Genomic DNA, 13,537 nt, shown 5'->3' with positions numbered 1-13,537 from the left:
CTTATACAGCCTCTTAGTGTCATTACCTTGGCAAACTACCCGCGGCTAGTGCTGCTTTCTACGACGGGCATAAGCACCCATACCAAGTAAAGACAAGCCAAACAAGGCCAGTGTGCCAGGTTCCGGCACCGGACGAACATCAATGCGGGCTACTGTGTACAGGGTGCTAAGCTGATTTTCGCCAGTCCAAATTTTTACGGTTCCATCCCCTTGGTCTTCCACGAAGGTGCCAGGCCCTGCCATGTAGCCAAAAGACAGGGAATAGATGTAGTCACCAATGAGCAGAGGAATATTGACTTCCAGCACTTCCGTTTGCAGTACGTCATCACAGATAGTGATATTGCCACCTGGCCTTGGATCGTCGCAAGGCTCTTCGTTCAGAGTTTCGTTGAAATTCACATTGTTGATACCGGCGGTTGCAAACACCAGATCATTGGTTGGTGTCAGCAGTTCGAACATCGCTGCTACCTGAACAAAGTTTAACCAGCCGCCTGAGGCCCAAAGGGTAAAGTTGGAATGATGAAATGCATCAATGACAAACCAGCCACCGTTGGTGGTAATAGATGCATAGCTGAACGGGTTGTGCTCTACTTCTAAAAAGCTGGTATCGCTGCCATTTGCCGGGTCACCCCAGGTGACTCTGAGTGGGTCACCTGTGATAGCATCGCTGCCAGAGTAGCTGATGCCACAAGGATCTACGCCAGGATTGCAGGTCCCACTGCCATTTACAAAGCCGCCGCCTACATTGAAATTAAACTCGGTAATCGGTGCTGCAAAAGTATGGGCTGACAACAAGCAGGCGGCACCTGCTAACAGTCCTAAGGTTGTTTTATGTTGTGTTTTCATCGTTGCCTTCCTTTGTCGATTGAGCAAAATATGCCCTGCAAGGAAGAAATTTGCATAGAAAATGCCAACTTTTTTTATAAAGCTAATTCAGTAGATTATAAATTACATGACTCAGTGGTGAGGGTGAAATGTAAACAAACTCGACATTACTGCTGCTGCAGGGCCTGCAGCTGTTGATAGTCAAAACGACCGGCTTCTACTTTCAGGTAACAGCGCTGTTCCTGAAGCACCAGAGTTGCTTCAATCACCCCAGGTAAGTTGCTTAGCTGCTGCAGCAATGCTTTGGCTTCCTCATCGCCGTTGTGTGGTAGCTTGATGCTTAAACGTTCCGCTTTGGCAGTGATGGTCATGCCAAAAGTAAGACACATCCATAAAGTCGCCAGCAAGGCACTTAACACAAAGACTGCTGGCAGACCAAAGCGGCTGGCCACCAGTCCACCGACCAAACCACCCAGGAAAGCACCAAAAAACTGCGCGCTGGAATACAGCCCCATGGCCGTACCCTTTTGACCTGCTGGAGCCTGGCGCGACAGCAATGCTGGCAGGCTGGCCTCCAGGTAATTAAAGCCGGTAAAAAACAGCAGCAGCGCAGTTGCCAGCAGCGGCAACTGTGCCGGGCCCAGCCAGAACAGCAGAGCAGCACTTAGTAACAGCAATAACGCCAACCGAAAGAAAACAACTTCTTGCTGCCTGCGGACGCTAACAATGATCATCGGTACCATCAGCACAAAGGAAGCAAACAATACCGGCAAATAGAGTTGCCAATGCGTCTCACTGGCAAAATCCAGTGCCAACAGCTGCTGGGGTAAGGCAATAAAGAGCGCTGTGAGTAGAAAGTGCAGCAGCAAAATACCCAGATTCAACCGCAGTAGTTGCGGTGAACGCAACAGTTTGCCAAGCAAGGCAGGCACGGCCAGAGTTTCGCGCTGTGGCGCCTGATTGATGGCTTTGGGGGTACGCAGCACCAGCCCCATGGCAAGAACCGCCATAACAGCCGTAAACCAAAACACGCCACTTAAACCGGCACGGGCGGCGATCATCGGCCCCAGCACCATGGCAGCGGCAAAAGACAACCCTATGCTCATGCCGATAATGGCCATCACTTTGGGGCGTTGTTCTTCGCGGGTCAGATCGGCAGCCAGCGCCAGCACGGCACCGGCAATGGCCCCGGCCCCTTGCAGCACCCGGCCAAAGGTCACCATATAAACCGAGTCGGCCAGCGCAGCCACTACGGAGCCGAGCGCAAAGAGGCCAAGGCCAAGCAGCATCACCTGATGGCGGCCAATTTTATCCGACAACCAGCCCATTGGAATTTGCAGCAGCGCCTGGGTAAAACCATAGGCACCTATGGCCAAACCAATCCACAGTGGCGAGAAACCAGCCAGTTCGCTGCCATAAATGGCAAAAACAGGCAGCAGCATAAACAGGCCCAGCATCCGGCTGGAAAAAACCAGCGCCAGCGCTGTGGCCGCTTTCTTCTCGGCAGAAGTTAACTGATGCGATGTCGGTTGCATAAGCCTTTGAGTGGTAGTGACAGCAGCGCCGGAGTATACCACAGCCCCATTGTCAGATGCACCGCTCCTGCTGAGTGGAAAAGAGTTCATGTTCATTTAATCCAAGGTTGAAAACAAATTAGCGCACAACCTAAACCAGAGAAGGTTTTACAGCGTTCTGTCTGGATGGCAACTTTGCCGCAGTGCAAAGTTAGTGTATATTTGTACAGTTTTTATCATTAGCCAACCCGGCTGCCCGCTGCAGGTAACAGAACGCATGGATAAAATTTCAATTCGTGGAGCCCGTACCCACAACCTGAAGAACTTTTCGCTCGATATTCCGCGCGATAAGCTGATTGTGATCACCGGTTTGTCCGGCTCCGGCAAGTCGTCGCTGGCGTTCGACACCCTCTATGCCGAAGGGCAGCGCCGATACGTCGAGTCGCTGTCGGCCTATGCCCGTCAGTTTCTGAGTATGATGGAAAAGCCGGATGTCGATCTGATTGAAGGCTTGTCACCGGCCATTTCGATTGAGCAAAAATCCACTTCGCACAATCCGCGCTCGACGGTCGGCACCATCACCGAAATTTACGATTACCTGCGGCTGTTGTTTGCCCGGGTAGGCGAGCCGCGCTGCCCGGAGCATGATTTGCCCCTGGCGGCCCAGACCATCAGCGAAATGGTGGATAAAGTGCTGGCGCTGCCGGAGGGCAGCAAAATGATGGTGCTGGCGCCTGTGGTACAAGACCGCAAGGGCGAGCACGTTAAGCTGCTGGAAAGCCTGGCGGCGCAGGGGTACATTCGGGCCCGCATTGATGGCGAAATCTGCGATTTAAGCGATCCGCCGACGCTGGAGCTGCACAAAAAGCACAGCATTGAGGTAGTGATCGACCGCATTAAAGTACGGGCCGATATCCAGCAGCGGCTGGCCGAGTCGCTGGAAACGGCGCTGCAGCTGTCCGGTGGTGTAGTGCGGGTGGCCGATATGGACGACCCGGGTAAAGAAGAGCTGGTGTTCTCGGCCAACTTTGCCTGCCCTACCTGCGGCTACTCGATGACCGAGCTGGAGCCGCGGATGTTTTCCTTTAACAACCCGGCCGGTGCCTGCCCTAGTTGCGATGGTTTGGGGGTAAAGCAATTCTTCGATCCGGCCAAGGTGGTCAGCAATCCGGCGCTCAGTCTGGCTGGCGGGGCGATTCGCGGCTGGGATAAACGTAGTTTTTATTACCATCAGATGCTGCTGTCGGTGGCCGAACATTACGGCTTTTCGGTCGACACCCCTTTTGCTGATCTGACTAAGAAACAGCAACAGGCGGTGCTCTATGGCAGTGGCAGCACCGCCATCGACTTTAGTTACGTCAATGATCGCGGCGATGCGGTGCGCCGGCGCCATCCGTTTGAAGGCATTTTGCCCAATATGGAGCGGCGCTACCGCGATACCGAGTCGAATTCGGTGCGCGATGAACTGGTGAAATACATGGCCAGCCAGCCCTGCCCCAGCTGCAACGGCAGCCGGTTGCGCGAAGAAGCGCGCCATGTTTTTATTGGCCAGACCAACCTGCCGATGGTGACCGAGCGCTCGATTGGTGATTGCCTCGATTTTTTCCAGCAGCTCAGCTTAACCGGTCAAAAAGCCAAAATTGCCGAAAAGGTACTGAAAGAAATTCAGGATCGGCTCAGTTTTCTGGTCAATGTCGGCCTGAACTACCTGACCTTATCGCGCAGCGCCGAAACTCTGTCCGGCGGCGAAGCGCAGCGCATCCGGCTGGCCAGTCAGATTGGCGCGGGTTTGGTGGGTGTGATGTATGTGCTGGATGAACCTTCGATTGGCTTGCATCAGCGTGATAACGACCGCTTGCTAGGTACCCTGACGCACCTGCGCGATCTGGGCAATACGGTGATTGTGGTCGAGCACGACGAAGATGCCATTCGCAGCGCCGATCATATTCTGGATATTGGCCCGGGCGCCGGGGTGCACGGCGGCCAGGTGGTGGCGCAGGGCACGCTGGACGACATCAAAGCCTGCGAACAATCGCTGACCGGCCAGTACCTTAGCAACAAGCGACGGATTGAAGTGCCGGCAGAGCGCACGCCGCTGACCGATAAGTGGCTCAAAGTGTTGGGTGCCAGCGGCAATAACCTGAAAAAGGTCGATTTGGCCATTCCCTTTGGCTTGCTGACCTGTGTTACCGGTGTGTCGGGCTCGGGCAAGTCTACCTTAATCAACGACACCCTGTACCGGGTGGCGCACAAGGTGCTGAACAAGGGCGAAGGCAGTGATGCAGCGCCACACAAAGCCATCGAAGGGCTGGAGCACTTTGACAAAGTGATCGACATCGATCAAAGCCCAATTGGCCGCACCCCACGCTCCAATGCTGCCACTTACACCGGTATTTTCACCGGGGTGCGCGAGCTGTTTGCCGGTACCCAGGAAGCGCGTTCGCGCGGTTATCAGGTCGGGCGTTTCAGCTTTAACGTCAAAGGCGGGCGTTGCGAGGCCTGTCAGGGCGATGGCGTGATTAAGGTGGAAATGCACTTTCTGCCCGATGTCTACGTGCCCTGTGATGTCTGTAAGGGCAAGCGCTACAACCGCGAAACGCTGGAAGTCAAATACAAAGGCAAAAGCATCCACGAAGTGCTGGATATGACGGTGGAAGATGCACTGGAGTTCTTCCAGGCCATTCCGGCCATTAAGCGCAAGCTGCAGACCCTGATGGATGTCGGGCTGTCCTACATCAAGCTTGGCCAGTCGGCCACCACCTTATCCGGTGGTGAAGCCCAGCGGGTGAAGTTAGCCCGCGAGCTTAGCAAGCGCGATACCGGCAAAACCCTGTACATTCTGGACGAGCCCACCACCGGTTTGCACTTTTACGATGTGCAGCAACTGCTGAACGTGCTGCACCGGCTGCGCGATCACGGCAATACCGTGGTGGTGATCGAGCACAACCTGGATGTGATCAAAACCGCCGACTGGATTGTCGACTTAGGCCCCGAAGGCGGCAGCGGTGGCGGCGAAATCCTGGTAGCCGGCACGCCGGAGCAGGTTGCTAAGTGCAAGAAGTCTTTTACCGGGCATTATCTGAAGCCGTTGTTGGGGTAGTGGGCATGAGATGTTGTAGAAACATTGCAAAAGTCCCATTTTGGGACTAAGATGGTGGCTATGCGGATCATTGCATTGTCGACACTAAAGTCATTTTGGGAGTTAAACCCCGAGTACATAGATGCAAAAGAGCCAGCTTTATCATGGTATCGCTTTGTGCAAAAAGCAAATTGGCATGCGCCGGCAGACGTAAAAAATGACTTTAGACATGCAAGTATTTTAAAAGATGGCAGGGTTGTGTTTAACATTGCCGGTAATAAATATCGGCTTGTGGTCTGGGTAAATTATCACTACCAAGTGGTGTATATACGCTTTATTGGAACTCATGCAGAGTACGATACGATAGATGTTCAACGTATTTAACAACGGGAGGTAGCAACATGGAGATAAAACCCATCAAAAATGATGCTGACTACCGTGCAGCATTGCAAGAGGTTGAGGCCTTGATGTTGGCAGCGCCGGATACAGCTGAAGGTGAGAAATTGGATGTGCTGGTCACCTTGATTGAGGCTTACGAAGCGAAACACTTTCCGATGGAATTACCCGATCCGGTAGAGGCCATTAAATTTGAAATGGAGCGCAAAGGCTTATCGGTAAAAGATCTTGAGCCTATGATAGGCAAGAGCAACCGGGTGTATGAAATTTTAAATTACAAACGCTCTCTGACGTTAAATATGATCTGGCGTTTACACGAGGGGCTGGGTATACCGGCTGAGTCACTCATTAAACCTTCGGCTAAGTTGCCGACTTAGCCGCTGAAATTAAGGGAGCCGTAGTCACAAAGCAAAATGCTTTTGACTGATCACCTGTATAATCTGTTGCCATCATCGCTATGTTATCATTGCAGCAATGTATCCCGCGCACTAAGGAAAGTAGATGAACCCATCACAGAGGAACAACAACGAGATACTAAAGCAGCGCCGCCTGGCGGTGCCGGTATGGCTAAAAATTGCTGGTTGGTTGGTACTGGGCTTTTATGGTGTCGTTTTTCTGTTTGCCACGATTTATTTGCTGGGCGGTGATGCGTCTACTTCCTTTACTTTCTCGGAGTATACGCTGCAACATCCATTCAGGGTGCTTGCAATGCTGTGGGGCGGGTTTGCTTTGATGGCCATATGCTTTTATGGATTGCTGCGCGGGTACTATGCTGGTCTGTTCAGTTGCCTGGTGCTGAGCTATCTGGGGTTGGCGGATGCGGTCTATAGTTTTGCAACCACAGGTAACTTGGACTTAACCCTACTGATTAGCCTAATTGTGCTTACCCAGCTGCATAAGGTTTGGCGGCGCTGGCGTTTGTTTGCGCAAAGTGAAGCTCTGCTGACTCCCACTAATCGGTAATCTTTTCTATCAAACCACACAACCGCTCGATTTTCTCATTGCTCAGTTGCCGGTAGTCAAAATACGGGCAAACCAGCAAGCGCTGCTGTTTATCCATGGCAAACTCGTGATCCAGCCAGTCGAGTTGGGCGTCAAGGCCGCCAGCCAGCAGCACTCTAGCGTGGGTGCGGCCGGCGATGATATGCAGGGTGTTACTGGTCGGCTGCAGCTGCGGCGCGCTAAACAGCAGTGCTGCGCTGCTGCCTGCTTGCAGCAGGTGCTGGTCACGATAGCTTTGCCAGCTGGTACTGGCTTGTTTCAGAGGCTGCAGGGCTTCTGGCAATGCTTGCACCAGTTTGGCGTACACATTAAACAGCTTACGCCAGCCATTGCCGCAAGCCTGATTGATGCTGTCGATTTCGCCGCGGCACAGTGGCTGTACCCCGTTTAACTGCGCATACTCCTGCATCGGTGGCCGTTTTGCCACATAAACCCGCAGCATGGCATTGGCATCGCCCAGCCCACAGCCATGCTTCATGCCGGCCGCTCCTGCAGTTCAAAGCCAGACTCAAAATGCCGGGCCTCGCCAATGGTTGGGTCGTTGAAGCTAAGCTGTTTGGCCAACAGCTGCAACGGCTGACTGAAATTGGGGGCCTGCTTGGGCAACAGTTCGGGGTAATAGCGATCGTACAAAATTGGCACGCCCAGGCTGAGCATATGTAGCCGCAGTTGATGGGTTTTGCCGGTATGGGGCTGCAATTGAAAGAGCCCCAACTCCCCGCTGCGTTCAGTCAGCTCGATGGTAGAGCGGGCATTGGGCTCGCCTGCGGCAATGCGGTTGATAAAGCCTGGCTTGGCTTTCTCAATGCGGTTGTCTATCTGCCAGCGCTGTGGCAAGGCCACTTGCTGCAGCTGTGGTGTCAGCCGGGCTACCGCCTGATACTGCTTCTGAATGCTGCCTGTGACAAACAACTGGTAGTAGCCGGGGCGGCTTTTAGGGTTTAACGAAAACAGCACCAGGCCGGCGGTGTCGCGATCCAGCCGGTGCACTGGGACCAGATCGACCAGGCCGGTATCACGCTTTAGCCGGGCCAGCAGGCATTCATTGACGTAATCGCCACCCGGCGTTACTGGCAAAAAGTGCGGCTTGTCGGCAATCAGGATATGCTCATCCTGATACAGGATACGATGGGCAAAGGGGATCACCGGCTCGGCCGTCACTTCGCGGTAATAACAGACCCGCCGGCTGGGTAAAAATGGTGTCTGCTCGCTGATAAGCTCCCCATGATGCCAGTGCACCTTGCCCGCTGCCATGCGCTCACGCCAGATGGCTTCACCTATGTTGGGAAAGCGCTGACACAAAAACTCAAATACGGTAGGACAGCCATTGCTGGTGGGTGGTAAGGTAATTTCAGAGGCAGTTTTGGCAATCGACACGGCAAGTTCCCAGTTATACAGCATGAGTGTACCACAAAGCCGCACTCGCTGTGGTCTGTTGGATACTGAGCTATGAAAATGATTGTATTTCGCATTTAAGCTGGCGATAATCCATTTTTGCATGCAGGAGTTCACGATGCGTATTCAACGCCACAATCCAAGTCAGCGCTGGTCCGATGCCACCGTATTTAACGGCATCGCCCACTTTGTTGAAGTACCGGAGGATACCAGCGCCGATATGGCGGGTCAGGCCCGGCAGATTTTCCAGCTGGCAGAGCAAACCCTGGCGGCCCTTGGCAGCGATCACAGCAAGTTACTCAGTGCCACTATTTTCATTACCGATAGCAGTCAGGTCGATGCTTTTAACCAGTGCTGGGATGCCTGGCTGCCGGCAGGCTGTGCACCATCACGCGCCTGCATCAAGGTAGAACTGCTGGATCCAGCCATGCTGGTTGAAATTGCCTTTGTGGCAGCTTGTCCGGAATAAAGGAGCTTAGAATGAACAAAATCATCATCTTGCTGGCTGCTGCCAGCTGTTTAGTAAGCGTTGCACAGGCTGATCCGGTGCAGTTTGGCGGCGAAGTGCAGCAGGAAAAATTAGTTGCTTTAAGCAGTATCCTGGCTGCCCCGGAACACTATTTGGATCAGGAAGTGACAGTGCAGGGTACCATCGCTGCAGTCTGTGAGAAAATGCATTGCTGGATGCGCTTTGAAACGACAGAGCATCAACCGGCGTTTCGTATCAAGGTGCGGGATGGTGACATGGTGTTTCCGGTAAGCGCCAAAGGCAAAACTGCTTATGCAACCGGCATTTTGCAGCCCTGGCCAGGTGCTGACAGTGCACGGTATCAATTGGTGCCGATAGCCGTCTTGATTGAAACTGCTGAGTAAAATACTGCCGACAGCAAAAAGGGCACTCAGGGTGCCCTTTGCAAGATCATAAACTATGGTTTAGAACTGGCCAGTAACGCCCAGGTGCCAAATGTTCAGACCTGATTCGTCACGGTTGCTGCCGTAGCCAGCTGCCAGTGCCCAATTCTGGTTGAAGAAGTGCTTAGCTTTGAAGCCGTAGCTTTTGCTGCGATTGTAAGTAACTGCAACTGAAGTCATACGGGTGAAGTAGAAACCTACTTCTGCTTCCCACTCATTGCGCTCGCCGTCAAAGCGCTCAAATTCAGCGCCCACAGTGATAAAACGATCATCACCCAGAGCAGCGAAGTACTTGCTGCTGATGCTCTGGTAGTCGAAGTCATCATCGGTGCTTACGGTAAAGCCGATGTAGTCGTTGCCTTCCAGCTGTACATTGTAGCTGGCAGAGAACAGGTAAGAAGTGCTTTCGCTGCGTGGGCGAATGGCTTCAGCGCGAACGATGAAGTCATTTGAAAACAGGTAGCCCAGGCCCAGTGTATTGGTATGGAAATCGCTGTTGCGCAGGTGAGCTGCAGAAACTACAACACCTGAATCGGTAAAATATTCGCCACCCAGACCATACAGGTTGGTGCTATCGGCGCGGCTATAACCAGCCTGGATGTTGGAAGTTTTGTTGATGTACTCAAACTGATCCAGCGGACCAAGTACAGTTTTGCTGTCCAGGAAGTAGGTGGCTTCCAATGCGCGTACATTGGCAGAGTTACCGCCTTGACGGATATGATCCCACTCCAGAGAAGAGATCAGTTGGTAATCATTGGCGATGGCAGAAGCGGATGCTGCAACTGCAACGAATGGAAGTGCATATTTTAACATCATAGTGTTATGTCCTTGTCCTGTTGGTGTCACGGCGGCGGATTCTAGGGGGGCAATGATGTAATGTAAAGTCATACCAGTGTCATAAATTGTTTTTTGGGTGTTAACTGTTGGATTGTTATGCAAATTGATTAAAAGTAAATCAGTCTGGAGCCGTTGCCTGACGAGGTAGCTGTGGCTGCTAGCGGAGTCTGTCTGGTGGGTAACAACTGAGCGTTGGGGATGAGGCCAGGCAGCTTTTGCTGCCTGGGCGAGGAGATATTAGCTGTCTTTTTGCAGCAGATAATCTACCAGTTGCTCCAGCTCGGAGGCGAAGTTACGGCCATCCAGATTGGAGTTATTTATTTTGTATTTGCCGTTAATGACAAAGGTAGGGACACCGGTCAGCACGCGTGAACGGGACATTTCATTTTGTTCGTTGCGCATCACAGTGGCGCCCATACGCACGGCAAAGCTGTTGATGCGGCTATCGTACTCGTCTGCTGCAATGCCAACACCCAGGGCGATGGTACGGACATCATTGTCGTTACGTATTTGCTGGCGCTGACGGTGGATATGGTTGAAGACAGCTGTTGAGAAAGCATTACCTCTGTCCAGTGCATCGGCGACGATATAGGCTCGGGCCAGCGTATTTTGCACTTCCGGTGAGGCGCCCCGCACAAAATCCACATGGACTTTTTTAAACTGAGTGCCTTCTGGCAGGTTATCACTTAGCTGCTGTACAACCGGTTCGATACTGGCACAGCCGCCGCAGAAAAAGGAGAAGTACTCTTTTAACTCTGGCTTGTCGGTGCCTTGCTCTGCTATTACCTCGTAGTGCTTGCCTTCAACAAAGGTCTGGGCGTAAGCCGGGGCTGCCAGCAAGACCGTGGCTACCAATAAAGCAAACAACGTTTTCATCATGGAAGTTCCTTTCATAAAGTACAACAATCTGATTGGGCTAGCCTAGCAAAAAAGCCTCGTTTTGCCCATGGCTGGCCTATTAAAAACCGGCCTGCAGCGATAACGGGGGCTGGCGCAGCTGAAACAATTGTTCTTTTAACACCAAAGCCTGCTGCTCCCAGTATTTGTCTGTGGCAAACCATGGAAAGTTCATTGCAAAAGCCGGATCATCCCAACGTCGTGCCAGCCAGGCCATGTAATGAATTATACGCATGGCACGCAAGGGTTCGATCAGTTTCAGCTCCGCCGGGTTAAAATCGCAATATTGTTGGTACTCCTCCAACATGATGTCCAGATACAGCAACTGGTCGGCACGCTCACCCGACAGCATCATCCACAGATCCTGAATCGCCGGACCCATACGACAGTCATCCAGATCGACAAAAAAGGGCCCTTGTTGATCAATGAATAAATTACCGGCATGACAGTCCCCATGCACCCGAATTAACTGCCTGGGTTGATACAAGGCAGTTGCTTCGGTGATAACCTGGTCCAATACGGTAAAAAATGCATTGTGCATATGCGCTGGGATGTGCGGGCACTGCTGCAGCACCTGCCGGCTTTGCAGCAAGTGGCTATCGGTACTGAAGCTTGGGCGCTGTTGAAACACCTTGCTTTGTCCCACCTGGTGCAGACGCCCTAAAAATCGACCTAGTTGGGCCAATTGTTCTTCGTTGTCCGTTTCCAGGGTGCGCCCCCCTCTGCTGGGAAACAGCGCAAAATAGCCACCGGTATAAGGCAATACGGATTGACCGGCCAGCTTTATGGGGGCGACCACCGGCACATCGGCGGCCAATAGCTCGTAGGTAAAGTCGTGTTCCTCCTGCAACTGGGCATGGCTCCAGCGTTGCGGGCGGTAGAATTTGACGACCCAGCGCTGGATCTCTGGCTGCTCTGGCAATTCGCCGATAAATTGATAGACCCGGTTCTCATAGCTATTGAGAGGGGTTAAGCCAGAATGAATGACAAAGCCGATATGCTCCAGTGCATCCAGTACGGCATCAGGTGTTAAATCGGCAAAACAAAAAGCGGACATGGGGCTCCTATAGTCGCTGCAGGCAAGAACATGCAGCGACTATAGCATGACTTAGCGTCTGGAGAAGAAGCGGTTGGTTTGTGAGACTTCGATATCTGGCTGCCCTTCAATGGTGACCGTAAAGGTGATGTCACTAATGGGTTGCTCCAGCTCCCAGGGATCGGCAGCCAGACTGATTGGCAGGCTGGCAGTCTCACCGCCGGCTACGGTTAGCTCGGTAGGGCCTATCCAACGAACATCAGCCAGCCCCGACATTGAAAACACAAAGGTTTGCGCTTGTTGTGACTTATTAATGATACGCAGCGTATAGGTATTTTCCACCCAACCCTCACTGGTATCACGGTACAAGGCTCCGCGGTCTCGCAGAATATCAAACTCCAGCGGCTGCCGGCTGTATAAGGTATAAACAAAGGCCAGACAAACGATCACCAGTACTGTGAAATAGCCCAGCAGCTTAGGCCTTAGCACATGGGCACCTTTGCCTTGCAGCCGGTTTTCCGTAGTGTAGCTAATTAAGCCTTTTGGATAGCCCATTTTGCTCATGGTATCGTCGCAGGCATCAATGCAGGCACCACAGTTGATGCACTCGTACTGCAGGCCATTGCGGATATCGATGCCGGTCGGACAGACATGCACGCACAGGTTGCAGTCGATGCAATCTCCCAGACCTTTGGCTTTGTAATCGGTATCTTTACGGCTACGTGGGCCACGGGTTTCCCCCCGACGCTCATCGTAAGCCACCGTGAAAGTATCTTTATCGAACATTGCCGATTGAAAGCGGGCGTACGGACACATATGAGTACACATAATCTCACGCATCCAGCCGGCATTGCCATAGGTGCAGAAGGTGAAAAACAACACCGAGAGCGTGGCCCAGAAACCGGCCTGTAGAGTGAAAAAGTTCAGAAAGAGTTGGTCCACCGGGGTAAAGTAGCCCACAAAAATCAAGGCTGTTAACAAGGCAAAGGCTACCCAACAGAGGTGGGTAAGAAACTTTTTACCGAATTTACTGATACTCCATGGCTGCTGGTCCAGCTTCATGCGTTGGTTACGACTGCCCTGAATCTTTTCTTCAAACCACATAAAGATAAAAGTCCAGACCGATTGTGGGCACAAATAACCACACCAAACCCGGCCATAAAACGTGGTAACAAAGAATAAGGCATAGGCCGCTATAATAAAGAGCCAGGCCAGAATGGTGAAGTCCTGTGGCCAGAGCGTCAGGGCAAAGATACTGAATTTTTGTTCAGCGATATTCAGCAAAATGGCTTGCTCACCGTTGTACCGCAGCCAGGGTAGCAGCATAAACAGGCCCATAAAAAAGAAGCCCATGTAACGCCGTATAGCCTGATGCATGCCCTTCATGGCCCTGACATAAATGCGATCACGCGATGGGTAACGGCCTGGTGGTGTTTGCTCTGGCTTATGCAGCTTTACGTCTACCGGAATATTTTTCACATCAATCTTATTGGTCACGGTTACCTCTGCCCTGGCATGCATCAGCAGACAACGATTCTGCTGACTGCAGTATACCATTTCTTTGGATGGTGTTCAGGAACAGTGCTTTTACTTTGGTCGGATGCAGACAAATGTTCCGGCAATCAGGTATGATCAAGCTATCTG

Annotated in this window: 14 protein-coding genes; 6 read left to right on the top strand and 8 right to left on the bottom strand. The window is 52.4% G+C overall.

The features are described 5' to 3' along the window. Positions 1–45 precede the first annotated feature (45 nt). Complete coding sequence (locus ABC502_RS13320; protein WP_330087638.1) at positions 46–846, bottom strand: THxN family PEP-CTERM protein; 801 nt, start codon at positions 844–846, stop codon at positions 46–48. Positions 847–992: 146 nt separating this feature from the next. Further along, the gene (locus tag ABC502_RS13315; RefSeq protein WP_330087637.1) at positions 993–2,360 is read right to left on the bottom strand and encodes an MFS transporter; all 1,368 of its coding nucleotides are present in this window, start codon (positions 2,358–2,360) and stop codon (positions 993–995) included. Positions 2,361–2,616: 256 nt separating this feature from the next. Here ABC502_RS13315 and uvrA point away from each other — a divergent pair, with 256 nt between their 5' ends. The 4 genes from uvrA to ABC502_RS13295 all read left to right on the top strand — a co-directional run bounded on the left by uvrA (position 2,617) and on the right by ABC502_RS13295 (position 6,777). After that, positions 2,617–5,439, top strand: coding sequence for an excinuclease ABC subunit UvrA (uvrA, locus tag ABC502_RS13310; RefSeq protein ID WP_345916186.1), 2,823 nt, complete (start codon positions 2,617–2,619; stop codon positions 5,437–5,439). 60 nt (positions 5,440–5,499) lie between these two features. Continuing rightward, positions 5,500–5,802: a type II toxin-antitoxin system HigB family toxin gene (locus tag ABC502_RS13305; protein WP_305946078.1), complete on the top strand. Its 303-nt coding sequence runs from the start codon at positions 5,500–5,502 to the stop codon at positions 5,800–5,802. 17 nt (positions 5,803–5,819) lie between these two features. After that, positions 5,820–6,191: a transcriptional regulator gene (locus tag ABC502_RS13300; RefSeq protein ID WP_330087635.1), complete on the top strand. Its 372-nt coding sequence runs from the start codon at positions 5,820–5,822 to the stop codon at positions 6,189–6,191. Between the two features lie 124 nt (positions 6,192–6,315). After that, complete coding sequence (locus ABC502_RS13295; protein WP_330087634.1) at positions 6,316–6,777, top strand: hypothetical protein; 462 nt, start codon at positions 6,316–6,318, stop codon at positions 6,775–6,777. Here ABC502_RS13295 and ABC502_RS13290 read toward each other — a convergent pair. Continuing rightward, a complete protein-coding gene (locus ABC502_RS13290; protein ID WP_345916184.1) occupies positions 6,767–7,294 on the bottom strand; it encodes a hypothetical protein in 528 nt (175 codons plus the stop codon). The genes ABC502_RS13295 and ABC502_RS13290 overlap by 11 nt on opposite strands. Continuing rightward, a complete protein-coding gene (locus ABC502_RS13285) occupies positions 7,291–8,217 on the bottom strand; it encodes a pseudouridine synthase (protein ID WP_345916183.1) in 927 nt (308 codons plus the stop codon). The genes ABC502_RS13290 and ABC502_RS13285 overlap by 4 nt, the downstream gene beginning before the upstream one ends. A gap of 112 nt (positions 8,218–8,329) precedes the next feature. Between ABC502_RS13285 and ABC502_RS13280 the strand changes: the two genes are divergently transcribed. Then, positions 8,330–8,680 carry a RidA family protein gene (locus tag ABC502_RS13280; RefSeq protein ID WP_330087631.1) on the top strand — a complete coding sequence of 117 codons (351 nt, stop codon included), beginning with the start codon at positions 8,330–8,332 and terminating at the stop codon, positions 8,678–8,680. 11 nt (positions 8,681–8,691) lie between these two features. Then, positions 8,692–9,084, top strand: coding sequence for a DUF4920 domain-containing protein (locus ABC502_RS13275; protein ID WP_330087630.1), 393 nt, complete (start codon positions 8,692–8,694; stop codon positions 9,082–9,084). A gap of 60 nt (positions 9,085–9,144) precedes the next feature. Here ABC502_RS13275 and ABC502_RS13270 read toward each other — a convergent pair whose 3' ends face one another. The 4 genes from ABC502_RS13270 to ccoG form a co-directional block, all read right to left on the bottom strand. Then, positions 9,145–9,939, bottom strand: coding sequence for a putative porin (locus ABC502_RS13270; RefSeq protein ID WP_330087629.1), 795 nt, complete (start codon positions 9,937–9,939; stop codon positions 9,145–9,147). Positions 9,940–10,197: 258 nt separating this feature from the next. Further along, positions 10,198–10,839 carry a thiol:disulfide interchange protein DsbA/DsbL gene (locus ABC502_RS13265; protein WP_330087628.1) on the bottom strand — a complete coding sequence of 214 codons (642 nt, stop codon included), beginning with the start codon at positions 10,837–10,839 and terminating at the stop codon, positions 10,198–10,200. 79 nt (positions 10,840–10,918) lie between these two features. Further along, positions 10,919–11,914 (bottom strand): serine/threonine protein kinase, encoded by a 996-nt coding sequence (locus ABC502_RS13260; protein WP_330087627.1) that lies wholly within the window; start codon positions 11,912–11,914, stop codon positions 10,919–10,921. A 51-nt stretch (positions 11,915–11,965) separates the two neighbouring features. Then, positions 11,966–13,390: a cytochrome c oxidase accessory protein CcoG gene (ccoG, locus tag ABC502_RS13255; RefSeq protein ID WP_330087626.1), complete on the bottom strand. Its 1,425-nt coding sequence runs from the start codon at positions 13,388–13,390 to the stop codon at positions 11,966–11,968. Positions 13,391–13,537: the final 147 nt, after the last annotated feature.

It is taken from the genome of Alkalimonas sp. NCh-2 (genome assembly GCF_039631345.1).
GTDB classification, from domain to species: domain Bacteria; phylum Pseudomonadota; class Gammaproteobacteria; order Enterobacterales; family Alteromonadaceae; genus Alkalimonas; species Alkalimonas mucilaginosa.
The sequence above is the reverse complement of the archived record's forward strand: the minus strand, read 5'-3'. Positions and strand labels throughout refer to the sequence as shown.

Excerpts from the sequence above, each read along its gene's own strand:
- ABC502_RS13305 (WP_305946078.1), top strand. The coding sequence starts at position 5,500 with ATGCGGATCATTGCATTGTCGACACTAAAGTCATTTTGGGAGTTAAAC.
- ABC502_RS13265 (WP_330087628.1), bottom strand. The coding sequence starts at position 10,839 with ATGATGAAAACGTTGTTTGCTTTATTGGTAGCCACGGTCTTGCTGGCA.
- ABC502_RS13275 (WP_330087630.1), top strand. The coding sequence starts at position 8,692 with ATGAACAAAATCATCATCTTGCTGGCTGCTGCCAGCTGTTTAGTAAGC.
- uvrA (WP_345916186.1), top strand. The coding sequence starts at position 2,617 with ATGGATAAAATTTCAATTCGTGGAGCCCGTACCCACAACCTGAAGAAC.
- ABC502_RS13260 (WP_330087627.1), bottom strand. The coding sequence starts at position 11,914 with ATGTCCGCTTTTTGTTTTGCCGATTTAACACCTGATGCCGTACTGGAT.
- ABC502_RS13295 (WP_330087634.1), top strand. The coding sequence starts at position 6,316 with ATGAACCCATCACAGAGGAACAACAACGAGATACTAAAGCAGCGCCGC.
- ABC502_RS13300 (WP_330087635.1), top strand. The coding sequence starts at position 5,820 with ATGGAGATAAAACCCATCAAAAATGATGCTGACTACCGTGCAGCATTG.
- ABC502_RS13280 (WP_330087631.1), top strand. The coding sequence starts at position 8,330 with ATGCGTATTCAACGCCACAATCCAAGTCAGCGCTGGTCCGATGCCACC.
- ABC502_RS13285 (WP_345916183.1), bottom strand. The coding sequence starts at position 8,217 with ATGCTGTATAACTGGGAACTTGCCGTGTCGATTGCCAAAACTGCCTCT.
- ABC502_RS13270 (WP_330087629.1), bottom strand. The coding sequence starts at position 9,939 with ATGATGTTAAAATATGCACTTCCATTCGTTGCAGTTGCAGCATCCGCT.
- ABC502_RS13320 (WP_330087638.1), bottom strand. The coding sequence starts at position 846 with ATGAAAACACAACATAAAACAACCTTAGGACTGTTAGCAGGTGCCGCC.
- ABC502_RS13290 (WP_345916184.1), bottom strand. The coding sequence starts at position 7,294 with ATGAAGCATGGCTGTGGGCTGGGCGATGCCAATGCCATGCTGCGGGTT.
- ABC502_RS13315 (WP_330087637.1), bottom strand. The coding sequence starts at position 2,360 with ATGCAACCGACATCGCATCAGTTAACTTCTGCCGAGAAGAAAGCGGCC.